The sequence below is a fragment of the Brevundimonas sp. GW821-FHT09G01 genome, assembly GCF_059416065.1.
The window spans coordinates 69,436-91,241 of sequence record NZ_JBWKOL010000004.1; the positions used below are offsets into that span (position 1 = coordinate 69,436).

Here is a 21,806-nt window from a genome sequence, read left to right on the forward strand (position 1 = left end):
TTCGGGAGAGACCCGCCATGGACCCGCCCCCTCGTTGTGTGAGGCGGACTATGTGCATGGTTTGTTCTGGTTCACAAGATGTTCTCTTTCTGTCCCCGTCCAGTTCCGGTTTCGTACGTCCAAATTTGACGTATGGGGTCAGCTCGTCTGCGACGACGCCAGCGGATCGCGAGCCATCGGCTCGGCGACCTGGGCATAGGCCGACAGGCCCGCGCCGAGGATCAGCACGCCCAGCGCGACCATCAGCAACGGCCGCTCGGCCGCTAGCTCGGGGCTGAACGGCCGAACCAGCATCAGGCCCAGCAAACCGAGCAGGGCCAGCACTCCGGGCAGGTCCATGCCGATGCCGAGGAAGACCGGGTGGGCCATGCCGATCAGCCAGGCCCCGCCCAGGACGGCGGCGACCCCGACGGCGGCCAGCGACTTCGGCCGGGTCAGGCCCGGATCGAGCGCGGCGGCGGCGACCGCCGCCAGCCCGGCCAGCAGGGCCGGCCACAGGAACAGGAAGGCCGTCTCGGGCGCCGCCGCCTGGGCGCCCGCCGCGAACACGAGGACCAGGGCGATCAGCCCGGTCCAGCCGCCCCAGGCGCTGCGCGCGGCCAGGCCCGGCGCCAGCGACAGGCCGATGGCCGCGCCGCCCGCCACGAGGATCAGCGGATTGAACCCGCCCAGGACCTGGGTCAGGAGGGTCAACGCCGTGAGAGCGCCGGCGGTCACGCGACGGTCGGACCGCGTCCGGCCGCCCAGCACCGCCAGCATCAGGGCCAACACCGCCAGAGCCGCGCCCGCCTCCAGCCAGGGCAGCCGGGCCAGCAGGGTATAGTAGGCCTCCGCGCTCTCGGCCCGCTCCGACAGAGGTCCGCCGGCCAGCCGCACCGCGTGGGTCAGCACCAGTCCGCTGCTCAGGAACCACAGGCCGTCGATCATGCCGCGCCCGACGTCGGCGAAGGTCAGGCCCGCGCGGCGTCGGGCCAGCGCGGCGGCGGCGGCCAGCAGAGCGGCGGCGATGGCCCACAGCCCCCATCCGATCACCGGCGGATAGTGGACCACGAACCGGCCGAAGAGGTCGGCGTAGACGGCGTTGGCGGTGGCGGCGGGCAGGACGGGCGCGCGCACCAGGGCGTCGGCCGTCTCCAGCGCCTGAGCGCCGATGTGCTGCACGCTGCCCTGGTCCAGGGTTTCCGGGGTCGAGGCGGGGGCGTGATACTGTTCCGGCCGGCCGATGAAGGCGAAATTCACCCCCTGCACGCCGCGCGCCTTGGGCACGGTGAAGTCGGTGCCGTTGGGCATGGTCTCATAGACGAAGACGGCCAGGGAGTTGGAGGTCACCCCGCCCGTGGCCTTGACCGCCGCCTGGCCGAACAGGGCGATGGTCTGGGCGTTGCCGCGTCCGGTCTCGAACATCATGGCCCGGCCGCCGCCGCCGCGCGCCTCCAGATTGACCACGGCGCCGATGTGGTCGCGCAGGGGGTGGCCGCCCCAGAACACGCGCGCGCCGTCCAGATCCAGCTCCTCGCCGTCGGTGAACAGGACCACCAGCGTCCGCTCCGCCGGGCCCCGCGCGCGGATCGCCCGCACCGTCTCCAGCACCGCCGCCAGACCCGTGGTGTCGTCCGCCGCTCCCGGGGAGTGCGGAACGGTGTCGTAGTGGGCCATCAGGGCCACGGCGGGCAGACCGGGGTTCCGTCCCGGCAGCACGCCGATCAGGTTGGTCGCGCTGAAATCGGCCGCCGCCGGATCGCCGCCCTGCTGGCTCAGCCGCCGCGCCGAGCCCGGCGAGATCGGTCCGGTCTGGGTCGAGGTCTGCAGGCCCAGCGCGCCCATCCGCTGCAGCAGGTAGGCCCGCACCCGCGCATGGTCCTGCGAGCCGATGGGGTGGGGACGCTGGGCGATCTGGCGCACATCGGCCATGGCTCGTCCGGCGGAGAAGGCTGTCGCCGGGGCGTCCGCCGCGACGGGACGCGGGACCTGCAGGGTCAGCACCCCGATGGCCAGCGCCAGCGCCAGCGATCCGATCAGCCAGAACAGACGCATGTCGACATTCCCCCGAAGACCGAAGGCGACGCTAGACGATTTTCAGGATTAGCGAAGGGGGATCAGGCGGCCCGGCGCACGGCCGTCGGCGACTTGACGAACAGGCCCCGGCGTCCGGCGACGGCGCGGAAGGCGACGCTGTCGCCCTCGATCCGCTCGTCTGGGCCGAGGAACAGCACGCCGTCGTCGACCAGCCGCCGCTCCAGGTTGTCCAGCACCTGGGTCCGGCGCGCCGGGTCCATGTCGTCCAGCACGTTGCGGCAGAAGATGACGTCGAAGCGGGCGTCGTCGGTCGGGGCGTCCAGCAGGTTGGCGCGGGCGAAATGCACCGTCGCGCGCAGCTGGGGCTTGGCGATCCAGGCGTCATCGGCCTGTTCGAACCAGCGCAGCATGGTCTCGGCCTTCAGGCCCCGCTGGATCTCGAAGCCGGTGTAGGCGCCGGTGCGGGCCTTCTCCAGCGCGCGCTGCGACAGGTCGGTGCCGACGATCTCGACCGGGGCGCCGGCGTCCAGCGCGGCCATGGCGATCGACCACGGCTCCTGCCCGGTCGAGCAGCCCGCAGACCAGACGCGCACCGGCTGGCCGGTTCGTGCGCGGCTGAGAGCCGGCAGCAGTTCGCCGCCCAGGGTGTCGAAGGTCGGACGGTCGCGGCGGAACCAGGTCTCGGGGTTGAGCAGGGCCTCGATGATCGACCAGCCCAGGGTCGCCACCGGCTTGGCCCACAGCGAGCCCAGCATGGCGTCGACGGTCTCGAACCCCTCGCGCCGGGCCACGGGACCCAGGCGGTGCTCGGCCAGCTTCATCCGGTCGCGCGTCAGCCTGAACCCCGCGCGCGAGGCCATCAGCGATTGCAGGCGATCGAAGTCCTCGGGCGACATGGGGTCAGACGGCTCCCACCTCGGCGAATTTCGATGTCAGGATCTCACCGTCGAACGGCTTCATCACATAGTCGTCGGCGCCGGCGGACAGGGCCTCGGCGATGCGTTCGGCGCGGGTCTCGATGGTGCAGAACAGCACCTTGGGGACGGCTCCGTCCGGCAGGGTGCGCAGGCGGCGCAGGAAGGTCAGGCCGTCCATCACCGGCATGGACCAGTCCAGCAGGATCACCTCGGGCATCACCCCCGCGCAGAAGGCCAGCGCCTCCGAGCCGTCGGCGGCCTCGTCGACCTCGAATCCGAGCCCCTCGACGATGCGGCGCGCGACCTTCCGGATGATCCGGCTGTCGTCGACGATCAGACAGGTTCTGGGGGTCAATTTCATATCCTGGAGGGCGAAACAGGACGCAACGCCCGCGTGTGTATCTAGGCCTATGATCGGCTTGAGCCGGTTAACGAGTCCTTGGGAAACCGCCTTAAGCGTCAGTTAGGCATGCGGGCGATCAGGGCGACGCGGCCTTCCTCGGCCGAGACATCCAGGGTTCCTCCCGCATCGTGGGCGGTCAGCCACAGCCAGTAGGGCTGGATCCACTGGCCCGGGAGGCCTTCGGACAGGGGGCGGCCGGCCAGGCCGGACACCGCCTCGGCCTTCAGCCGGGCGCGGGCGCCCTCGGCGATCCCCTCGATCACAAGGCCGTCACCCTCGGCGCGCGTGCGCACGGTGGCCACGCCGCCGGAGGGCAGGGCCGCCACGGTCAGATAGGCCAGGTTCACCAGCGCCCGCGACTGCGGCTTGGAATAGGTCCCCTCGGTCACCGCCCATTGCAGGGTCGCGCGGCCGCCTTCGGTCAGGCCGGACACCAGCTCGCCCAGCTCCGCGCCCGAGAAGCGCTCGGCCGAGGTCGCGGCGCCGAAGGCGACGCGGGCGAAACTGACCAGGGCGATCATCTTCTTCGCGCTGGCCTCGATCAGGCCCATGGCGTCGTCGCGCATGTCCTGGGCCGACGGGTCCTTCAGCAGGTCCAGCCCCGAGCTGATCGCGCCCGCCGGGCTGATGAAGTCGTGGCAAAGCTTGCCCGCGACCAGGGTGGCGAGAGCCTGCCCGTCGGGCAGGGCGGGAGTCAGCACGGTGTCGGTCATCGGGTCCGGAGGCGGTTGGGCGGAGTATCCCCAAGGCTGACCTGATTTGCCGGTTCTTCAAACCGCGCGGATGCTCTATCGGATCGGCCATGAGCAACCGACTGATCGCCGACCTCGCGTCGGGCGCCCTGGCCGAGGCGCTGGCCGACATCACCGAGGAGGCCGCGCGGGTCATCCTTCCGTACTGGCGTTCGGGCGTCGTGGCCGAGAGCAAGAAGGACGACAGCCCCGTCACCCAGGCGGACCGCGAGGCCGAGGCCCTGATCCTCGACCGCCTCGCCGCCCTTTATCCCGAGGTGCAGGCCGTGGCCGAGGAGCAGGTCGCGGCGAACGGCGTCTCCGAGATCCTGGGCGAATGGTTCTGGCTGATCGATCCGCTGGACGGCACCCGCGGCTTCATCGAGGGCCGCGAGAGCTACACCGTCAACATCGCCCTCATTCACAAAGACACGCCGGTCGCCGGCGTGGTCACCGCCCCCGCGACCCAGGTCACCTGGCGCAGCGGGGCGCCGGGCAAGGGCGCCTTCCGCCGCCGCTTCGGCGAGGCGTGGACCACGATCAAGGTGCGCGAGCGCCCGGCCTCGCCGACCGCCCTGCTGAGCCACAGCATGACCGACGACGAGGCGGCGCGCCTCGCCTCGCGCCACGGCTGCGTCCAGTGGCAGGGCACGGACTCCTCGCTGAAATTCTGCCTGATCGCCGAGGGCCGTTTCGACGCCTATCCGCGCACCGGCCCGACGTCCGAATGGGACACCGCGGCGGGGCAGGCGGTGCTCGAGGCCGCGGGCGGGCGGGTCATGGCCGAAGACGGCCAGCCGCTGCGCTACGGCAAGCCGTGCCACGCCAACGGCGGCTTCGTCGCCCTGGGCGGCTGAGGCCTCTCTAGATCTCGACGGCTTCCGGCATCGCCAGCACGGCGCGGTCGGCCAGAGCCGGGGCGCCCATCTCGCGCGCGGTCTCCATCGCCTCGGCCAGCATCAGGCCGACGGACCGCGCCTCCACGCCGGTCAGGCGGGCGCGGGCGCGGAACAGCTGCGCCATGCCGATCTGGTCGGCCGCCCAGTCCAGCGGCTGCACCCGCAGGGGCTCCGACAGACGGCGGCGAACCACGGCTTCCAGTCCGTTCAGGGCGGTCACATCGCCCAGGGCCTCGGCCAGCGCGACCTCCGCGGACAGGCGCCGCTCACGCACCAGGGCGCCCAGCAGCAGGCCCGGCTCGCGGGTCAGGGCCTCGGCCTGCGCCAGCGTCAGCAGCGGGGTGTCCTTGCTGGTCCCGGCCAGCAGCACGGCGGCCCAGTCGAGCGGGCTGTGGTCGGGGGTGAACTGATCGGCGGCGGCGTCGAACAGGGCCCGGCCCTGGGCGGCCGCGGAGTCATCCCGGGCCAATACGGCCAGGGCGGCCATGCCGGCGCCGGCCAGCGCCAGGGCGCGGGCGCGGGTCAGGGGGCGGTGATCGGGCGAGGCCGCCTCCACCAGCGCGCGCAGGTCGCGCCCGGCCTGATCCAGCATGCGCGGATCGCGGCGCGTCACCCCGGCCTCCAGCGACAGGGCGGCGCGGTCCAGCCGCAGCTCGTCGGCCACGGTCGGCGGCAAGGCGCGGGCGTCGTGCACGGCGGCGTCCAGCAGGGCGCCGGCGTCGAGCAGGGCGTGGGTGTCGCCGCTCAACCGGGCGCGCCGGGCGCACAGGCGGGCGTGAAGGGCGGCGGCGGACGACCGGGTCGCCGGCCGCTCGCAGGTCAGGCTCTGGACGTCCGACAGGGCAGCGGTCAGGGCCGCCGGGCCGCCGAACAGGTCGAAGCGCAGAAGATGGATGGCCGCGGACTCGATCGCGGCGGCGGCGGTCTGGTCCGGGCTGGTGGTGTGACGGGCGGCGTCCGACGCGGCGGCGCCGGCGCGCTCCAGGCTGATCCGGCTGCCGGTGCGGCGCGCGTGCTCGCGCCAGAGGGTGGACGAGCGCATCCAGCCGTCGAACGGCCGGGCCGCCGACACCCGTCCCGCGTCGACGCCCTCGCGCCGGGCCTCGACCTGAACCAGATCCGCGCCGACCAGCTCCAGCCAGCCGAGGTCCTCGCTTTCGCGAGCCTTCTCGAACAGCTTTCTCAGATCGCGGCCGAATTCAAACATGCACGCAGCTCCGGTTCCGTCCCGCTTCGGGACGGACGAATGGTCCCCGGGCCGCACTCAAGCAAACGCAGCGCCGCGCCGGTGGTTCGGTCGAAAAAACTTCAACCCGGAAGCGTTAGCCGAGCCGGGGCGTTCGGGCGCGGCAGCGCTGCAGGCCAGCGCGGGCCTCGGCGTTGTTGGTGCTGAGTTCGCGCACGGCGCGGATCCGGGCCCGGGTCTGCTCGGCCTCGGCCACGGCGGTAGTGCGGCCCGCGGCGTTGGCGGACTGGGTCGCGTTCAACGACCAGTACAGGGCGGCGTCGTACAGGGTCCGGCCCTCGCCGGTCTCCCCGCCCTCGAGTTCGGACGCCGCCTGGGTCAGTCCCGCACAGCGCACCACCTCGTCATAAGGCAGGGGCTGTTCGGGCGCGCTTTGCGCACCCGTCAGGGACAGCACGGCCAGGAAGGCCATCGCGAACATCAGATCCTCCACGGCACGCCCGGGCCGTTTTGCCGGAACAGAGAACCACGCGGGAGTGACAGAAGAAAGTCCGTGATTCACCCCAGATGCGCCTGTCCACCGGTGGCTGGAGCCTGATTCACGCTTCAGCCGGAACCGCGACGCGGTCCTCCTCGCCGGATCAGGCTCTAGAGCACAACGCCCTCGTCGCGCCGCGCCGCGCGGGGCCGTTTCCGGTCCAGCGTCGCCCAGGCCTCGGCCAGCCGGTCCACCGCCTGCTCCAGATCGGCTTCCGGCAGGGTGAAGGGCAGGCGCACGAAGCGCTGGAAGGCCCCGCCGACGCCGAACCGCGTGCCCGGCGCGATCCGCACGCCCAGCCGCCCCGCCGCCTCGGCCAGGGCTTCACTGGCGGGGCGGGGCAGCCCCACCCACAGCGACAGGCCTCCGGCCGGCCGATGCGCCTCCCAGTCGGGAGATACGGCCGCCAGCCGGGTCCGCAAATGGGCTTCGCGCGCCGCCAGCTGCCCGCGCCGCTCGGCCAGCGGCGCCCGATCCCCGCTCAGCAGCGTCGCCGCCGCCAGCTGTTCGATGATGGGCACGCCCAGGTCCATGGAGGCCCGGCTGCGGACCACCGCCTCGACCACCGTCGGCGCGGCCCGAAGCCAGCCGATCCGCAGGCCGCCCCACCAGCTCTTGCTGGCCGAACCCAGCCGGATCACGTGGTCCCCGAGGTCACGCGGCGGGGGCGGCGGCGCGTCGAAGCCCAACTCCCGCAGCGTCTCGTCCAGGATCAGGGTCGAACCGGCGCGCCGCGCGGCGGCGGCGATGGCCGCCTCCTGCTCCGCCGTCATGACCCGGCCCGTCGGATTGTGGTGGGTCCCGATCAGATAGATGAGGCGCGGCCTCGCCCGCTCGATCGCCGCGGTCAGGGCGTCGATGTCCCACCCTTCCGCCGGCAGGGCGACCGGCGCGGGCCGCAGCCCGGCCCGGACGATGGCGTCGATCGCGTGATGGAAGGTCGGATGGTCGATCAGCACCGCGTCTCCGGGCCGCGCCAGCGACCGCAGCAGCAGCGCCAGCGCGTTCTGGGCGCCCGCCGTGACCACGATCTGGTCCGCCGTCGTCTGAAGCCCCATCCGCTCATAGTCCCGCGCCACGGCGTCGCGCAGGGACCGGACGCCGACCGGGCCGTAGCCGTGGCCGGGCAGATGGAGGGGCAGGGACGCCAGCGCCTGGGCGTAGGCGGCGTGCAGGTGGGCGCCCGCGGGCATCACCGCCGTGGCCATGTCGATCAGGCCCGAGGCCTCGCGGTGGTGCAACGGGTCGCGACGGCCGGCCGGTCCCGGCGGCAGTGCGGTGAAGCTGCCCGACCCGACCCGGCTGACCACGAAGCCGTCGGCCCGCAGGCGGTCCAGGGCGGCGCTGATCGTGATCCGGCTCAGCCCCAGGGCCTCGGCCAGCCGCCGCTCGCCGGGCAGTTTGGCGTCGAGTGGCAGGCGGCCGTCCAGCACCAGCCGCTTCAGCGCCTCGGCCAGGCTGCGGTAGGCGGCGTCGTCGCCATGCGCGGCGCGCCATTCGTTCAGCTGGCGGGTCAGGGCGACGGGATTGACGATGGGGGCGTTCACAGGGCCACACTCGAACAAGTGGCTCTATAAAACAAGGCCGGTTGAGCTAGGTCTGCGGGATGTTCCTGCGCCGCTTCATCCAGCTTCAGATCGGTCTGTTCGTGTACGGACTGTCGCTCGCCCTCATGGTCCGGGCCGATCTCGGCCTGAATCCGTGGAGCGTGTTCCATCAGGGCCTGTCGGACGTGACGGGCCTGAGCCTGGGCATGATCGTCAACGGCGTCGGCCTTTTGGTGCTGCTGCTGTGGATCCCGCTGCGCCAGAAGCCGGGGATCGGCACCATCTGCAACGTCCTGCTGATCGGGACGGCGGCGGATCTCTGCCTGTGGCTGCTGCCGCCCCTTGAGGGGCTGTGGCTTCGGGCCGCGTGCATGGTCGTCGCGGTGGTGCTGAACGCCGCCGCCACCGGGGCCTATATCGGCGCCGGCCTGGGCCCGGGTCCGCGCGACGGCATCACCACCGGCCTGCTCAAGGTCACGGATTGGCCCATTCGCTGGATCCGCACGGGCGTCGAGGCCACGGTGCTGGGGCTGGGCTGGCTGATGGGCGGCACGGTCGGGGTCGGCACGATCCTGTTCGTGCTGACCACCGGTCCGCTGCTTCAGATCTTCCTGCCGATGTTCACCCGGCCCGAAGCGGCCGCGCCCCGGGTCAGCCCCGTTCCTTCGTCTTCGTGAAGGCCACTTTCGGGAAGCGTTCGCCGACGTAGCCGGTCTCCCAGCTCGACTTGGCCAGGAAGACCGGATCGCTGTCGATGTCCGTGGCCATCTGGCCGCGGTACTTGCCCATGAAGTCCTCGAGGTCGGCCTTGGCTCCCCCCTCGACTTGGGCGATCCAGCGCGCCTCGGCGTAGGGGCTCGGTTCGAAGATGACCTCCAGCCCGTATTCCTCGCCCAGACGGTCGGCCATGACCTCGAACTGCAGCTGGCCGACGGCGCCGACGATGAAGTCCGAGCCCAGTTCCGGGCGGAACAACTGAGTCACGCCTTCCTCGGCCAGACCCTCCAGCGCCTTCTTCAGGTGCTTGGCCTTCAGCGGATCCTTGACCCGGACGCGCTGCAGGATTTCCGGGGCGAAGTTCGGCAGCCCGGCGAAGCGGATCATGCCGCTTTCCGACAGGCTGTCCCCCACACGGAGCACGCCGTGGTTCGGGATGCCGATCACATCGCCGGCGAAGGCGTCCTCGGCCAGTTCGCGGTCCGATGCGAAGAACATGATAGGGGCGTTCACGCTCAGCTGCTTGCCGGTGTTCTGGACCTTCAGCTTCATGCCGCGCTTGAAGCTGCCCGACGCCATACGGAACATCGCGATCCGGTCGCGGTGGTTGGGGTCCATGTTGGCCTGGACCTTGAAGACGAAGCCGGTGACCTCGGCCGAGCCGGGCTCGACGGTCAGATCGACCGGGGCGGGGGCGTTGCGGGTCTCGGGCGGGGCGGCCTTCTGGGCCTTCATCACCTTGGGCGCGGGCGCCCACTCGCCGATGGCCTTCAGCAGTTCGTCGATGCCGAAGTGGCGCAGGGCCGAGCCCCACAGCACCGGGGTCATGTGGCCTTCCAGGAAGGACTGTCGGTCGAAGGCGGGATAGCCGGCCTCGACCAGTTCCTGCGCCTCCAGCAGGGCCTCATGCTCGCCCGCCTCGAAATACCGGGCGGCGTCCGCCAGCGGCAGGGCCTCGGGGTGGGGCACGTCCTCGGTCGAACCGGCGGGCTTGCGGGCGTAGGGCTGGAACCGGCCGGTGCCCATCTCGACCATGCCGCGCAGGCGGTTGCCGCTCTCGGCCGGCCACCAGATCGGCGCGGGGTCCAGCTGCAGGCGGCTGGCGATTTCGTCCAGCAGGGCCATCGGGTCCTGGGCCTCGCGGTCCAGCTTGTTGATGAAGGTGATGATCGGGATGTCGCGCAGGCGGCAGACCTCGAACAGCTTCAGCGTCTGCGGCTCGATGCCCTTGGCGGCGTCCAGCACCATGATGGCGCAGTCGGCGGCGGTCAGGGTGCGATAGGTGTCTTCCGAAAAGTCCTCGTGCCCGGGGGTGTCGAGCAGGTTGAACATCTTGCCGTCGTGCTCGAACGTCATGACCGAGGCGGAGACGGAGATGCCGCGTTCCTTCTCGATCTTCATCCAGTCGGATTGCGTCCGCCGGTTCTCGCCCCGCGCCCGCACGGCGCCCGCCGCGCGGATGGCGCCGCCCGACAGCAGGATGTGCTCGGTCAGCGTCGTCTTGCCGGCGTCAGGGTGGGCGATGATGGCGAAGGTCCGGCGGCGGCCGGCTTCTTCGGGGAGAGTGAGCTTTGACATTGGACGCGCGACCTAGCGCGGACCGGGCCGAAAGTCACCCGATGCGGGGCTTTCCGCGGGTCTGGTCTGTCACCGAAAGTGATTATCCCTTGGCAACGAAGGGATATTGGGATCATTGTCCTGTCAGGCGAGACGTCCGGTCACGCAATCGGGCGCCGCCTTTGGAAACGAAGGAACGGACATGGCCCTGCATCACCCCCTCGACGACCGTCCCGCCGCTCGCGAAGGCGGCCCGCATCCCGCCCTCTGCCTGACGCTCGGCTTCGCGGTCATCGTCGTCGGCGCGATCGTGGTGCACATCGTCTTCAACACCCTGGTCTGAGACCGGGCGTCAGTCTTCCGAAGCCGGCGGCGCCTCGGGGGCTTCCGGCTCGCCCGCGTCCGGCAGAGCATCGGTCGAGATGACCGAGAGGCCTGCCTTTTCCCGCGCCTCGGCCAACAGCTGGCGGACCGCCACGAGACTCTCGCCGCCGTGCGGATTGTTGGCCAACGGGCCCAGCACATAGGCCGCGTCCAGATACCGCCCCTTGGACATCAGCGCCTGGCCCGCCTCGAAAGCGGTCGTTCCCAGCTGAGGAGCCAGACGGAAGGCGGATTCGGCGGTCACGACATCATTGTCCGTTGGGAAGTTGGGCGCCGCCCGCCGATTTTTCAGCATGGCGAGATAGATCCGGTAGTCGAGCGGATCAGCCTGATAACCCGCGGCCAGATGGACCATCGACTGACGGGTCAGTTGCCGCCGGGCCTCGTCGTCTGAGCTGGCGTCCGCCAGTTCCGTCAGCACGGCCCCCATCAACCAGCGCGCTTCGGCGTCTTCGGGCCAGGCCTCGACGACCCGCTCCAGCGTCGCGCGGGCGCCCTGCAGGTCCTGCGTCTCGCGCTGCAGCTTCGCCAGGGCCACCAGGGGCAGACGATCCGTCGGGTATCGCTCGGCGGCGGCTCGGGCCTGCGCCACGAGAGCGGGTCCATCCTCTTCGTCCAGCGCGCGGGCCGACCTGAGGTCGAGCCACACGGCTGCGGCCGTGCTGCGCGGCAGGGCGACTACGGTCACCGACGCCTCAGGCAGAGCCTCCTGCAGCGTGTACACGGTGATCCCACGGCTGAGGTAGGATCGCAGGTCGGCACCCAGTTGATCGGGTGTCCGGCCAATATGGGTTTCCAACGCCACCGCCGGGTCTTCACCCCGTGCGACCGCCGCCAGGTACCCTTGCAGTTGCCGGTGCCGCTCGGGCGCGCCGAGCATGTAGTGGGTCAGCAGCCAGGCCTGGGCGTAGTAGGCGGCCGCGCGCCGCTCGGAGCTGAGGGTCAGGCGCAATCTCAGCAGATCGTCCATCGGAACCCAGTCGTTCCGCTGGTTCAGCGCATAGACGCGGCCCGGATTGTGAAGGCCGTATCGGATGCGGCCCATTCGCATGTCGGAGGGTGCGAAGTATTCGGCGAAGCCCTCCACAAACCAGCCCGGATAGACCGCGTTGTGGTACTGGAACATGTAGTGGTGGGCGTACTCGTGGAAGAGAATCTGGTCGCTGCCCTCGCTGGTGTTGTCGACGACGGCGAAGATGCGGTCGTCATGCCGGCTGTAGAAGCCGCCGACGCCTTTGCTGATGGTCGGCCAGATCTCCCGCATGTCGTCGCGGCCGTCGGCCAGATAGATCCAGAGCTTGGGGGCGATGACGTCGTCGTTTTCCGGCGGCAGGAACCTCGCCAGCATGGAATGGAAGCGCTCGACCTTGCGGGCGTATTCGGAGATCGCCCGATTGCTGGTGTCGCCGACGATGACGAAATGCTCGGTCTCGGCCTTCAGCCACTCCGCGCGCGCCGGCGCGGCGGCGAACATCGCGAGCGCGGCGACGGCCATGGCGACCGTTCTCAGCAGTGTCGTGAATGTCATGGCCTCACCCCCCGTTCAGCGTCCGGATATTGATACCGGCGGACGGGAGAGAGTCGACCCTTGCGATGTTCGGTTGAGCGCGGCCCTACGCCGCCAGGCGCATCCAGACCGCGCGGTCGGCGGCGACAGCGTCCAGCTTGCCCTTGGTGGCGCGGGTCTTCAGCTGGCGCATGACCGGCTCGGGCAGGGCGCAGAACTGCGGCTCGACCAGGTCGGGATCGCAGCCGGCCGCCGGCGCGGCGAACAGGGCGGCGTTCACGTCCGGCGAGCGGTCGTGGATCAGCCAGGCCAGGCGGCGCGCGCGCTGCGGGTCGGTGTGGTGCAGCAGCGGGTCCTCGGCGAACAGCTCGCAGCCCAGCTCCAGCACATAGTCCAGATCCAGCGCTTCGAACCGGCGCGCGTCGACGGCCGTGACCGGGCAGGCCTCGTCCAGGTCAAACACGACGTCGTTCAGAAGAAACAGCATCCGGAAACACCCACCATCACGCCGGGCTCATGCGGCCCGTTGAAGGTGACCATAGGCGCCCCGGCTTGCGGTTCCGTGTGCGAACGCGGTTAAGGATTTCGCACCGGCGGCGGGGGCGTGAAGGAGTGGTTAGGGATGAGGGGAAGGGAGGGGCTAGGGGTTAGGGGTTAGGCCCTAGGGGAGGAAGGTCCAGCTTCTGTTTGAGCCCGGTCAACATGCGCCCGACCTCCTCAGCGGTGTTGAGGCTTGATCGCGCCTCCGCTGTTTTAAGATGGCCGACCCGGACAGCGAGCAGCAGGAACGTTTCAACCTCGGCTAGCGAACCGCGTGCGATCCCGATGAACCGTGCATAGTCCTTGCGGCTGCCGCGCTGATACCCCTCGGCGATATTGGCCGGTACGGATGCGGCTGCGCGCTGCATCTGGCTGATCATTCCGTACAGCTCGCTCTTCGGCATCTGCTTGCACAGATCGTAGACCATGGCGGCGAGATCCATCGCCTTGGCCCAGACTCTCAACTCGACATACCCCCGCATTTCCAGCTCCTCCCTAGCCCCTAGCCCCTAGCCCCTAGCCCCTACTCCCCCGCCACCTTCTCCGTAATGAAATGCCGTCCCTGCCGGTCCTCGATCTCGACGATCCAGAGGTCGGGATCGTATCGGATCTGGCGCTGCAGATACGCGTCCAGCTCGCTCTCGAACTCGCTCTCGACCGGTTGCATCCACAGCCGTTCGCCGTCGGGGCCGAAGGCTTCACTATAGAGTCTGGCGCGGCGGCTGGAGGTGTCGAACACCTTGACGATCACCGTACCGGCGCGCGCGTCGCCCTTGCGCGCGACGGTGGCGTAGCCCCCGCCGATCTCGGCGCGGCGGACCAGGGCGGACACCCAGACATCGCTTGAAAGAAGCAAATCGCTAACCCTGCTCGGACACCGGACCTGAACGCTCGATGCGTAGGGTGCGGAGCATGACGATACGGCAGAACGCCCCGAAGACCCAGCCGCGCATCGTGGCGGCCATGCTGGCCGCGGCGACCCTGTTCGCGCCGGGCGCCGCCTTCGCCGGTCCGGCCGACACCTATTACGAGCGCGCCTTCGTGGTCGCCGCCGACGCCCGCTGCGACCTGTTCCAGCCCCATATCGGACGCGCCCTGGTCGCCGCCACCGCCCAGGCGCGCGGCGCGGCCCTGCGGTCCGGCGCGGTCGCCGCAGACCTGACCGACGTCGCCGCCCGGGCCCGGGCCCGCGCCGGCGCCGTCTCCTGCCGCGATCCCCAGCTGACGGTGGTGAAGAGCCGCGTCGACGGCGCGTTCGAGGGCTGGGCCCGCACGCCGCGCATGACCTTCCCCGGCGACCGGCTGGACTGGATCGCCAACCGCACCGGCTACGCCCGTCCGACCTGGCGGCTGCAGCAGGCCTCGGTGGTCGGCGCCTCGCCGGTCACCTTCGGCTATGCGGGCAAGGGCGACGAGGCCGCCCTGACCGCCGTGGTCAGCTGGTACGGCCGTCCGCGCCCCACCGCCGCCCGGCTGGTCTTCCGCGACCCGGCCAAGGCGCCGCGGCCGTGGCTGGCCGGAAACAACCTGATCCCGGCCTCGGCCCGGGCCAGCCTGTGGGCGTCAGAGGTTTCCGCCGCCGATCCGATGCTGCTGCCGGCGGGCAAGCGCGCGGGCGAGGCCTGGCGGTTCGCGCCCTTCGCCGCCGACGCCCTGGACCGGCTGGACCCGCGCGAGGCCTTCGCCATCGAATTCCACTTCCGCGACGGCAGCGTGGCCACCGTGCCGTTCGAGGCCGGCGACTTCGCCGCGGGCCGCGCCTTCCTGGCGATGGGCAGCCTCTAGGAGTTCTGGCGGCCTAGTCGGGGCGAGTGTGAACGATGGCCGTCCCGACCTGAAGGTCGGTCGCCCGTACGCCTTCCGACGGCTGCACGCGCACGGACCGAAGGCTGTCCCCGTCGACGCCGGGCGGGAGGGCGAGGGTGTAGGTCACGGGCGCGGCGGCCTGCGAATCCTCGACGTAGCGGGCCAGATAGCCGATCACCTGGCCGGCGGGAGTCGAGACCTCGATCTGGGCGCCCGGCGGCACGCGGATCGTCAGTTCAAGGGTTTCCGGTGCGTCGGGGGCGAGCGCGGGCGCGGGCGTGGCCGTGACGGCCACGACGCGCGCGGGCGCTCGTGTCTGGACGCCCGCGCACGCGGAACCGCCGACCAGGATCGCGGCGGCGGCGGCGACGGGAAGCGAGAGCTTCATGACCATTCCCTCAGCCTGCGCCCGCAACACGTCCAGAACATGTCACCGAACGGCGATCGAAACTTCCTCGAGAACGCCGCCCAGCACGCCGGCGTCGGCTTCGCTGTCGGGGATGAGCTGCACCCGGATGGCCGATACCGGCAGCCGTCCGTCCTCGCCGAGCGCGGTCAACGCCGGTCCCAGCGCCAGCGTGAAGGTCTGGGACATCGAGTGCTCTTCATGGTGCTGGGCGCCGAAGAAGGACAGGGTGCCCACATAGTGAGGGTCGTCCACCGGCGTGTACTGGCTCAGATACGGGCAGTTCACATAGACCCGGATGCGGGCGTCGGCGGCGTTGGCGGGCGGGGTCAGCTGGATCTCGGTGACCAGTTCGCCGGTCTCGGTCGGGCTCAGCACGGGCGCGAAGCTGGCCCTCGGCACGGCCAGAACCAGCGCGCTCTCCAGTCCCCGGCGCAGCTGCACTTCTCGGCCGACCGAGGAGGCGAGCAGCCGGGAATTGAAATTGCGCAGGGGCGAAGGCGTTGACGCCAGCCCTTCCAGGCTCCCGGCCTCGTAGGCATAGCCCAGGGCGGCGGTCGAAAGGCAGCCGCCCGCCTGAGCCGGCGCGGGCTGGCCCTTGCCGTCGCAGAAGGTCAGGAAGGGTTCGGCTTCGAACCGCGTCCGCTCCGATCCCGTCGGAAGGGGATCGGTCCCGCCGTTGGCCTGGCGGCGCTGCCAGATGTCCCACAGGCGATCGAGATTGGCGTGGTGGAGCCAGAACAACGGATCGACCGGCGACATGAAGGCCCCCATGAAGCCGCCCGTGCCGATGTGGATGTTGTCGTGAGGAGCGCTTTCCAGCAGGCCGGAGCGCACCATCTGATGGTGATCGCCCGCCGCCGCGCTGGCGAAGCTGGTGAAGGTGGGGGTCCGGATCGCGGCGGACACGGTCTCTGTGCTGACCATCCGGGCCGTGCTCCGGTCGAGCGCGGGAGCGGCGCGCGTGGGCGTCCGTCCCTGTCCGCGCCAGGCCCGGGTGGCGCGCGCCACCACGTCCTCAGGCCGGTTCAGGGAGCGCTTGGCCAGTTCAGCCTTGGTCTCGGCGCTGGCGGCGTTCCACCACGGCGTGAGACCGGCCAGAAGCTCCGCCATCAGCGCGGCCTGATCGGTCCGGAACGGTGCGCCCAACGGGTCCAGCCCGGCGTCGAAGAAGGCGTCCGGAACGGTCGCGCTCTCGGTATAGTCCCAGTACGGCAGGCGGAATTGGGGATTGCCGCACAGCTCCGCGCAGATCTGCTCGAACCGGGCCAGATATCCCCTGTGCCACGGCAGGAACCACCAGTTCTGGTGGGGACAGTCCATGATGTGGATCAGCGCCTGCCGATACCAGTTGCGAGGGTCGCTGAGCGGCAGGGCCAGCATGGCCGCGATGGCGCGCTTGTAGTCCTCGAGCGCCGCGGGCCGTGCGCTTCCCGAGACTTTCGGTCGGGTTCCGATCGCCGGCTGGCGCGTCAGGCCCGGTCCGGCCAGGGCCAGCAGCGGCGCCGCCGCCCCCGCGGCCAGAAGAGTTCTGCGTTGGATATTCATGGTTGCCCCCAGTTTTCCAAGGCACAACCTAAAATAATAACGCCGTTACGTCACTCGCCTTTTTAACCCCCGTTCGCCACCGGCAGCGGGATGATCTCCGCCCCGCCCTCCGGCGCGGGGGCTCGCGCCACCAGCGCCACCGGCATCCGCACCGTCACCGCCGTGCCTTCGCCCAGGGTGCTCTCGATGCTCATCCGGCCGCCGTGCAGTTCGGTGAAGGCGCGAACCAGCGATAGGCCCAGGCCGGTGCCCTGGCGTCGTTGCTCCGGCGCGCCGGCCTGTTCGAACGGGCGGCCCAGGCGTTTGACGTCTTCCGGGGCGATGCCGACGCCGGTGTCGGCGACGATGATCTCCAGATAGGGGCCGACCGCCTCGACCGTGACGGTGACGGCGCCGCCCTCGGGCGTGAACTTCACCGCATTGGACAGCAGGTTCAGCGCGATCTGCTTCAGGGCGCGGCGGTCGGCCGAGACCTCGACCGCGTCGGCGGGCAGGACGCCCGACAGGCTGACGCCCTTGTCCTCGGCGTTGACCCGGACCAGGGCCATCGCGTCCGACACCACCTCGCGGGCGTCGAACTTCTCCACCGTCAGGGTGTAGCGCTCGGCCTCGATCTTGGAGACGTCCAGCAGGTCGTTGATCAGGTCCAGCAGATGGCCGCCGGCCTGGTGGATGTTGTCGGCGTATTCGGCGTAGCGGTCGGGGATCGGCCCGAACAGCCGCTGGCGCATGATGTCCGAGAAGCCCAGCACGGCGTTCAGCGGCGTGCGCAGTTCATGGCTCATATTGGCCAGGAAGCGGGTCTTGCCCTGCTCGCGCGCCTCGGCCTCGTTGCGCGCCACCTCCAACCCCAGTTCGCGGGCGTACTGGGCCGTGGCGTCGAACACCTGGGCGATCACGCGCGGGCCCGTCGAGGGATCGTCCAGCCGGCGGATGACCAGCTGGATCCGGCGGTCCAGCGCCATGCGCGGGGCCAGGGTGGCGGAGCCTTCCAGTCCCGCCGCCGCCCGGGCCAGCGCGGCCAGCAGGCGGGGACGGTCGGGGGCGTGGATCGCGGCCACCAGCCCCTGCTCGAACAGCGGGTCGACCGGCAGGGAGGGCGGTGGCGCGCCGTAGGCGGCGACCACCCGGCCCGAGGGCTCCAGGATCAGGGTCAGGCCGGGCTGGGCCGCCATCAGGGCCTCGACCCGGCGCACCTCGGCCTCGGCCGCGGCCATGCGCTGCTCGCGCTGCCGCCACGACAGGCGCACGGCCAGCGCCGCCGCCGCCGCGGTCAGCACCGCCGACAGGGCCGCCAGCGCGGGCAGGTGAGGGCCGGGACCGCCCAGCATCCAGCTGGTCGCCAGTCCGGCCAGGGCCGCGACGCCGACGCCCAGGGCGCCGACCTGCACCGGGCGCGGACCGCCCAGGGCGATGCCCGCCGTCAGCGGCAGAAAGACGAAGCCCGCCAGCGGACCGGTCAGGCCGCCCGACAACGCCGCCGTGGTCGCCGCGGCCATGCCCCAGACGCCCAGCAGAATCATCCGCTCGCGCATGCCGTCGCGCTGCAGCAGGTTCAGGCCGATCAGGCCTGGCACGATCATGGCCAGGACGCTGTAGAAGACCGGGCCCTCGACACCGCCGATCCAGCGCGCGCCCAGCGCCAGCAGGGCCGCGGCCACGGCCCAGCCCGCGTGCCACGCGGCCAGGGCCGCGCGGTCGCCGGCCCCGGCGCGAGGGGCGCTTTCGATCGGCTCGGGTCTGGAGCTGTTGTTCAAGGGCGGACGAAACGGGAGGAATGGCGACAATACCGACGGCCAGCCTAGCCGCCCGCCTGAGTCGTCCAAAGTCCGCACCCTCATGAGGCGACTGCCGAAAAGCCCGCCCGGGTCGATTTCGGGGGATGACCGGCGTGGTTGTCGTTAACGCGGCATCGGCCTATCTGGCCCCAATGACCACCCCGCCGCCCGCCATCGACGCCGTCCTCGCCGAACTGATCGAGGAATTCGACCTGCTCGGCGACTGGGAGGGCCGCATCGAATACGTGATCGACCTGGGCAAGGACCTGGCCCCCCTGCCGGACGCGGACCGGATCGAGGCCAACAAGGTGCCGGGCTGCGCCGCCCAGGTCTGGCTGGCCGTGCGTCCTGAGGGGGATCGGCTGACCTTCCTCGCCGACAGCGACAGCGCCATCAGCAAGGGCAACATCGCCCTGCTGCTGAAGCTCTATTCGAACCGCACGCCGGACGAGATCCTGGGCTTCGACGCCCGCGCGGCGCTGGACCGTCTCGGCCTGCCTTCAGCCCTGACGCGTCAGCGCGCCAACGGGCTGAACAGCATGGTCGGCCGCATCAGGGACGCAGCGGCCTCGGCTCAGAAATAGAGGCCGCGGATCGTCAGGGCGGGGCGTTGGCCGTTGTCCTCGACGACACGGACTTCCAGCCGGCGCTCGTCGGGGTTCCGGACGCGCCGATCCCACTGGTTCGGAGCGGTCTGGTCGGTGGTCCAGTATTGTTCGTTGCGGAACGCCCGGCGGCCCAGCTCGCCCAGCTCGCGCGCGCTGGCGCGGGTCGACGACAGGGTGCAGGTCACGGCGTAGACCTCGGTGTCGCCGAGCGGGACGGAGCCTTCCTCGAGACGCACCCGCCAGGTGCCGTCCCGCGACACCAGATTGATCTCGGACGCATACTCCTCGAGCACCTGGTCCCGCTCGTTCGCGGGGCGGCGGAACTCCAGCTCGCGGGCGGCGCGGATGGCCTTTTCGAAGCTCTTGGACCGGTTGGCGTACGGCAGGCAGACGTCCGTCAGGATTTGAGCCGTCAGGTGCTGTTGGGCCATCGCCGGCGTCGCCGGTGCGGCGGCCATGCCGAGAACCAACCCCGCCGCGAGGCCGTATGCCAGTACTGTCTTCACGCCACTTCCCCCGACAAGCCCGGCGTCGGTGAGAGCGACGCCTTAAAAACGCGGACGCGCCCCTTTCGGAGCGCGCCACGGCGGCACCCTAGGACCGATGTTCGTCGGACAAAAGTTACCAGCTTGTAAGGTAGCGCTTCTGTCGCAGGCTGGTGGTCACGCCAGTCGGTAGTGGCGGGCCAGCGCGGCCAGACCCTGCTTCAGCATCGCCTTGCCCGTGCGGCGGCGCAGGCCCAGCGCCTGTTCGGCGGCCTGCAACGGGGTCGCCTCGATGCAGATGGTCCGCACCATCGCCCGGGCCGGGCCGCAGGCGGCCAGCGCCGCCTCCACCCGCCGGGCCGCCGCCAGCGCCGCGTCGCCCGGTTCATGCCGCCGCGCGCCGCCGCCCGACCGGGCCCGGGGCGGGGCGTCCCATCGCATGGTCAGGCCGGGCCCGCGCAGCGCCGCCTCGGCCTCCAGTCCCAGCTGCTCCGCCGCCGCGATCTCGGCCCGGCTCAGCCACGGCCGTCCGTCCGCGTCGGCCCGGCCGGCCAGCCAGGCGACGGGCGAGACTGTCAGATTGGCCCGCAGCGCGGTCGGACCGCCGGGCTCCATGACCGTGCGCAGCCCCTCGGTCACGCCCGGGCGGCCGGCGGTCGGAGCGGGCAGGGCGGTCGGCGGGCGCGCCGTCCAGCCGCCGCCCTCGCGGGTCTTCAGTCCCGGCGTTTCGGCCAGGGCGCCGAACTCGACCGCGTCGAGCGTCAGCATCACCCGCGCCCGCCGATCCCGCCCCGTCCGCAGGACGTAGCCGCCGGGCGCGGCCTCCAGCCACCCGCCCGGCAGGGCCAGCAGCCGCCGCGCCCGTTCCAGCCGGTGTCCGCCGCTCATACGGGCAGCTCGCATCGCGGCGCGTCCAGCAGGTCGCGGACCGCCCGTTCCAGCCGGTTCAACAGATCGTCCAGCCAGGGGCGGTCCCGCTCGTCCTCGGCCCAGCGGCAGGCCTGCGCCGCGGTCGCCCGGTTCATGCCGAAGGCGTGGCCGACCCGCTCGATCGGCCAGCCGAAGGCGACGTGGGCCAGGTACATGGCCAGCCAGCGCGCCCGGCACGCCTGCCCGCTGCGGCGCACTCCGCCGCTCATCGTGTCCACCGGCACGCCGGTGGCGGCGGCCACCATCTGCAGCGCCAGCCCCGCCCTCAGCCGATCCCCGCCCGTCGCCGGGGTTCGATAAAGGTCCTCCATATCCCATCTCCTTACGCGTCATGGACCGGTCTGATCGCCGGCCTCGGAGTAGGATTATATTCCTTGGATACGTCGGGAATGGACGTATGGGCGGCGCTTTCGAAAAAAGTCCGGTCGCTTGACTCCGGACTCTCGACGGCGATTCGCAAATCAGCCTAGATTCGCCGTTAACCACTCGTGTTAACCCTTCTTAAGGTTTTGAAGGATTAACGTTCGAACAAGGTTACCCGGAAACGGTACCAATATCTTTACGGCCAAGCTCTGCCTGGAGGGGCACTCATGCGCGTCCTGCTAATCGAAGATGATCACGCGACGGCGCAAAGCATCGAGCTGATGCTGAAGTCGGAGGGCTTCAACGTCTACACGACGGACCTCGGCGAAGAAGGCATCGATCTGGGCAAGATCTATGACTACGACCTGATCCTGCTCGACCTGAACCTCCCGGACATGAACGGCCTGGAAGTGCTGCGCCAGCTGCGCGTCGGCAAGGTCAACACGCCGGTGATGATCCTGTCGGGCACCTCGGAAATCGAGACCAAGGTGAAGACCTTCGGCGGCGGCGCCGACGACTACATGACCAAGCCCTTCCACAAGGACGAGCTGATCGCGCGCACCCACGCCGTGGTCCGTCGTTCCAAGGGCCACGCCCAGGCGATCATCCACACCGGCGAGATCGCCGTGAACCTGGACGCCAAGACGGTCGAGGTGAACGGTCACCGCGTCCACCTGACGGGCAAGGAATACCAGATGCTGGAGCTCCTCTCCCTGCGTAAGGGCACGACCCTGACCAAGGAGATGTTCCTGAACCACCTGTACGGCGGCATGGACGAGCCCGAGCTGAAGATCATCGACGTCTTCATCTGCAAGCTGCGCAAGAAGCTGGCCACGGCCGCCGGCGGCAAGCACTACATCGAAACCGTCTGGGGCCGCGGCTACGTCCTGCGCGACCCGGCCGAAGGCATCCAGCCGGCGTCCGCCGCCGCCTGATCCCT

Annotated in this window: 24 protein-coding genes; 6 read left to right on the forward strand and 18 right to left on the reverse strand. The window is 70.7% G+C overall.

What is annotated here, in order from left to right; translation table 11 throughout:
* Positions 1-138: 138 nt before the first annotated feature.
* The 4 genes from AC07NB_RS09520 to chpT all read right to left on the reverse strand — a co-directional run bounded on the left by AC07NB_RS09520 (position 139) and on the right by chpT (position 4,049).
* Positions 139-2,034: a M20/M25/M40 family metallo-hydrolase gene (locus AC07NB_RS09520; RefSeq protein ID WP_494570687.1), complete on the reverse strand. Its 1,896-nt coding sequence runs from the start codon at positions 2,032-2,034 to the stop codon at positions 139-141.
* A gap of 62 nt (positions 2,035-2,096) precedes the next feature.
* Positions 2,097-2,912 carry a CheR family methyltransferase gene (locus AC07NB_RS09525; RefSeq protein WP_291838399.1) on the reverse strand — a complete coding sequence of 272 codons (816 nt, stop codon included), beginning with the start codon at positions 2,910-2,912 and terminating at the stop codon, positions 2,097-2,099.
* A 4-nt stretch (positions 2,913-2,916) separates the two neighbouring features.
* Positions 2,917-3,294: a response regulator gene (locus tag AC07NB_RS09530; RefSeq protein WP_291838395.1), complete on the reverse strand. Its 378-nt coding sequence runs from the start codon at positions 3,292-3,294 to the stop codon at positions 2,917-2,919.
* Positions 3,295-3,392: 98 nt separating this feature from the next.
* On the reverse strand, positions 3,393-4,049 hold the full coding sequence (gene chpT / locus AC07NB_RS09535) for a histidine phosphotransferase ChpT (RefSeq protein ID WP_492312346.1): 657 nt from the start codon (positions 4,047-4,049) through the stop codon (positions 3,393-3,395).
* Between the two features lie 89 nt (positions 4,050-4,138).
* On the opposite strand from chpT, the gene cysQ reads away from it, so the two are divergent.
* Positions 4,139-4,924, forward strand: coding sequence for a 3'(2'),5'-bisphosphate nucleotidase CysQ (gene cysQ, locus AC07NB_RS09540; protein ID WP_291838389.1), 786 nt, complete (start codon positions 4,139-4,141; stop codon positions 4,922-4,924).
* Between the two features lie 7 nt (positions 4,925-4,931).
* Here the strand turns inward: cysQ and AC07NB_RS09545 are convergent, their stop codons facing one another.
* The 3 genes from AC07NB_RS09545 to yczR form a co-directional block, all read right to left on the reverse strand.
* The gene (locus tag AC07NB_RS09545) at positions 4,932-6,173 is read right to left on the reverse strand and encodes a hypothetical protein (protein ID WP_494570688.1); all 1,242 of its coding nucleotides are present in this window, start codon (positions 6,171-6,173) and stop codon (positions 4,932-4,934) included.
* A gap of 115 nt (positions 6,174-6,288) precedes the next feature.
* Complete coding sequence (locus tag AC07NB_RS09550; protein WP_492312348.1) at positions 6,289-6,633, reverse strand: hypothetical protein; 345 nt, start codon at positions 6,631-6,633, stop codon at positions 6,289-6,291.
* A 167-nt stretch (positions 6,634-6,800) separates the two neighbouring features.
* Positions 6,801-8,237: a MocR-like transcription factor YczR gene (yczR, locus tag AC07NB_RS09555; protein ID WP_494570689.1), complete on the reverse strand. Its 1,437-nt coding sequence runs from the start codon at positions 8,235-8,237 to the stop codon at positions 6,801-6,803.
* A 59-nt stretch (positions 8,238-8,296) separates the two neighbouring features.
* On the opposite strand from yczR, the gene yczE reads away from it, so the two are divergent.
* Positions 8,297-8,914, forward strand: a complete 618-nt coding sequence (gene yczE, locus AC07NB_RS09560) for a membrane protein YczE (RefSeq protein WP_494570690.1) — start codon at positions 8,297-8,299, stop codon at positions 8,912-8,914.
* Here the strand turns inward: yczE and AC07NB_RS09565 are convergent.
* Positions 8,889-10,532: a peptide chain release factor 3 gene (locus AC07NB_RS09565; RefSeq protein ID WP_494570691.1), complete on the reverse strand. Its 1,644-nt coding sequence runs from the start codon at positions 10,530-10,532 to the stop codon at positions 8,889-8,891. The two genes, yczE and AC07NB_RS09565, sit on opposite strands and share 26 nt — an antisense overlap.
* 181 nt (positions 10,533-10,713) lie before the next feature.
* Here AC07NB_RS09565 and AC07NB_RS09570 point away from each other — a divergent pair, with 181 nt between their 5' ends.
* Positions 10,714-10,854, forward strand: coding sequence for a hypothetical protein (locus tag AC07NB_RS09570; RefSeq protein ID WP_291840675.1), 141 nt, complete (start codon positions 10,714-10,716; stop codon positions 10,852-10,854).
* A gap of 9 nt (positions 10,855-10,863) precedes the next feature.
* On the opposite strand, the gene AC07NB_RS09575 is transcribed toward AC07NB_RS09570, so the two are convergent.
* From AC07NB_RS09575 to AC07NB_RS09590, 4 genes are all read right to left on the reverse strand, one after another.
* Complete coding sequence (locus AC07NB_RS09575; protein WP_494570692.1) at positions 10,864-12,423, reverse strand: DUF1570 domain-containing protein; 1,560 nt, start codon at positions 12,421-12,423, stop codon at positions 10,864-10,866.
* Positions 12,424-12,508: 85 nt separating this feature from the next.
* Positions 12,509-12,889: a hypothetical protein gene (locus AC07NB_RS09580; protein ID WP_492312353.1), complete on the reverse strand. Its 381-nt coding sequence runs from the start codon at positions 12,887-12,889 to the stop codon at positions 12,509-12,511.
* Positions 12,890-13,049: 160 nt separating this feature from the next.
* Positions 13,050-13,424 (reverse strand): four helix bundle protein, encoded by a 375-nt coding sequence (locus AC07NB_RS09585; protein ID WP_494570693.1) that lies wholly within the window; start codon positions 13,422-13,424, stop codon positions 13,050-13,052.
* A gap of 41 nt (positions 13,425-13,465) precedes the next feature.
* Positions 13,466-13,798, reverse strand: a complete 333-nt coding sequence (locus tag AC07NB_RS09590; protein WP_494570694.1) for a DUF1491 family protein — start codon at positions 13,796-13,798, stop codon at positions 13,466-13,468.
* A 56-nt stretch (positions 13,799-13,854) separates the two neighbouring features.
* Between AC07NB_RS09590 and AC07NB_RS09595 the strand changes: the two genes are divergently transcribed.
* Entirely contained in the window at positions 13,855-14,727 is an 873-nt protein-coding gene (locus tag AC07NB_RS09595) for a hypothetical protein (protein WP_492312355.1), read from the forward strand.
* A 13-nt stretch (positions 14,728-14,740) separates the two neighbouring features.
* Here AC07NB_RS09595 and AC07NB_RS09600 read toward each other — a convergent pair whose 3' ends face one another.
* The 3 genes from AC07NB_RS09600 to AC07NB_RS09610 form a co-directional block, all read right to left on the reverse strand.
* Entirely contained in the window at positions 14,741-15,136 is a 396-nt protein-coding gene (locus AC07NB_RS09600; protein ID WP_494570695.1) for a hypothetical protein, read from the reverse strand.
* A gap of 42 nt (positions 15,137-15,178) precedes the next feature.
* Positions 15,179-16,702 (reverse strand): tyrosinase family protein, encoded by a 1,524-nt coding sequence (locus AC07NB_RS09605; RefSeq protein ID WP_494570696.1) that lies wholly within the window; start codon positions 16,700-16,702, stop codon positions 15,179-15,181.
* A 62-nt stretch (positions 16,703-16,764) separates the two neighbouring features.
* Positions 16,765-18,459, reverse strand: coding sequence for a sensor histidine kinase (locus tag AC07NB_RS09610; protein WP_492312358.1), 1,695 nt, complete (start codon positions 18,457-18,459; stop codon positions 16,765-16,767).
* A gap of 173 nt (positions 18,460-18,632) precedes the next feature.
* Here AC07NB_RS09610 and AC07NB_RS09615 point away from each other — a divergent pair, with 173 nt between their 5' ends.
* On the forward strand, positions 18,633-19,064 hold the full coding sequence (locus AC07NB_RS09615) for a SufE family protein (protein ID WP_492312720.1): 432 nt from the start codon (positions 18,633-18,635) through the stop codon (positions 19,062-19,064).
* Here AC07NB_RS09615 and AC07NB_RS09620 read toward each other — a convergent pair.
* The 3 genes from AC07NB_RS09620 to AC07NB_RS09630 all read right to left on the reverse strand — a co-directional run bounded on the left by AC07NB_RS09620 (position 19,055) and on the right by AC07NB_RS09630 (position 20,814).
* Entirely contained in the window at positions 19,055-19,594 is a 540-nt protein-coding gene (locus tag AC07NB_RS09620) for a hypothetical protein (protein ID WP_494570697.1), read from the reverse strand. The genes AC07NB_RS09615 and AC07NB_RS09620 overlap by 10 nt on opposite strands.
* A 156-nt stretch (positions 19,595-19,750) precedes the next feature.
* Positions 19,751-20,476, reverse strand: a complete 726-nt coding sequence (locus AC07NB_RS09625; protein ID WP_494570698.1) for a DUF6456 domain-containing protein — start codon at positions 20,474-20,476, stop codon at positions 19,751-19,753.
* Positions 20,458-20,814, reverse strand: coding sequence for a helix-turn-helix domain-containing protein (locus AC07NB_RS09630; protein WP_492312361.1), 357 nt, complete (start codon positions 20,812-20,814; stop codon positions 20,458-20,460). The genes AC07NB_RS09625 and AC07NB_RS09630 overlap by 19 nt, the downstream gene beginning before the upstream one ends.
* Before the next feature lie 279 nt (positions 20,815-21,093).
* Here AC07NB_RS09630 and ctrA point away from each other — a divergent pair, with 279 nt between their 5' ends.
* The gene (ctrA, locus tag AC07NB_RS09635; protein ID WP_492312362.1) at positions 21,094-21,801 is read left to right on the forward strand and encodes a response regulator transcription factor CtrA; all 708 of its coding nucleotides are present in this window, start codon (positions 21,094-21,096) and stop codon (positions 21,799-21,801) included.
* Positions 21,802-21,806: the final 5 nt, after the last annotated feature.

Bases quoted from the DNA above. Each gene is read 5' to 3' on its own strand.
- AC07NB_RS09580 (WP_492312353.1), bottom strand. From the start codon at position 12,889: ATGCTGTTTCTTCTGAACGACGTCGTGTTTGACCTGGACGAGGCCTGC.
- AC07NB_RS09520 (WP_494570687.1), bottom strand. From the start codon at position 2,034: ATGCGTCTGTTCTGGCTGATCGGATCGCTGGCGCTGGCGCTGGCCATC.
- AC07NB_RS09615 (WP_492312720.1), top strand. From the start codon at position 18,633: ATGACCACCCCGCCGCCCGCCATCGACGCCGTCCTCGCCGAACTGATC.
- ctrA (WP_492312362.1), top strand. From the start codon at position 21,094: ATGCGCGTCCTGCTAATCGAAGATGATCACGCGACGGCGCAAAGCATC.
- cysQ (WP_291838389.1), top strand. From the start codon at position 4,139: ATGAGCAACCGACTGATCGCCGACCTCGCGTCGGGCGCCCTGGCCGAG.
- AC07NB_RS09605 (WP_494570696.1), bottom strand. From the start codon at position 16,702: ATGAATATCCAACGCAGAACTCTTCTGGCCGCGGGGGCGGCGGCGCCG.
- AC07NB_RS09625 (WP_494570698.1), bottom strand. From the start codon at position 20,476: ATGCGAGCTGCCCGTATGAGCGGCGGACACCGGCTGGAACGGGCGCGG.
- chpT (WP_492312346.1), bottom strand. From the start codon at position 4,049: ATGACCGACACCGTGCTGACTCCCGCCCTGCCCGACGGGCAGGCTCTC.
- AC07NB_RS09600 (WP_494570695.1), bottom strand. From the start codon at position 15,136: ATGAAGCTCTCGCTTCCCGTCGCCGCCGCCGCCGCGATCCTGGTCGGC.
- AC07NB_RS09525 (WP_291838399.1), bottom strand. From the start codon at position 2,912: ATGTCGCCCGAGGACTTCGATCGCCTGCAATCGCTGATGGCCTCGCGC.
- AC07NB_RS09585 (WP_494570693.1), bottom strand. From the start codon at position 13,424: ATGCGGGGGTATGTCGAGTTGAGAGTCTGGGCCAAGGCGATGGATCTC.
- AC07NB_RS09550 (WP_492312348.1), bottom strand. From the start codon at position 6,633: ATGTTCGCGATGGCCTTCCTGGCCGTGCTGTCCCTGACGGGTGCGCAA.
- AC07NB_RS09595 (WP_492312355.1), top strand. From the start codon at position 13,855: ATGACGATACGGCAGAACGCCCCGAAGACCCAGCCGCGCATCGTGGCG.
- yczE (WP_494570690.1), top strand. From the start codon at position 8,297: ATGTTCCTGCGCCGCTTCATCCAGCTTCAGATCGGTCTGTTCGTGTAC.
- AC07NB_RS09630 (WP_492312361.1), bottom strand. From the start codon at position 20,814: ATGGAGGACCTTTATCGAACCCCGGCGACGGGCGGGGATCGGCTGAGG.
- AC07NB_RS09545 (WP_494570688.1), bottom strand. From the start codon at position 6,173: ATGTTTGAATTCGGCCGCGATCTGAGAAAGCTGTTCGAGAAGGCTCGC.
- AC07NB_RS09570 (WP_291840675.1), top strand. From the start codon at position 10,714: ATGGCCCTGCATCACCCCCTCGACGACCGTCCCGCCGCTCGCGAAGGC.
- AC07NB_RS09575 (WP_494570692.1), bottom strand. From the start codon at position 12,423: ATGACATTCACGACACTGCTGAGAACGGTCGCCATGGCCGTCGCCGCG.
- AC07NB_RS09565 (WP_494570691.1), bottom strand. From the start codon at position 10,532: ATGTCAAAGCTCACTCTCCCCGAAGAAGCCGGCCGCCGCCGGACCTTC.
- AC07NB_RS09530 (WP_291838395.1), bottom strand. From the start codon at position 3,294: ATGAAATTGACCCCCAGAACCTGTCTGATCGTCGACGACAGCCGGATC.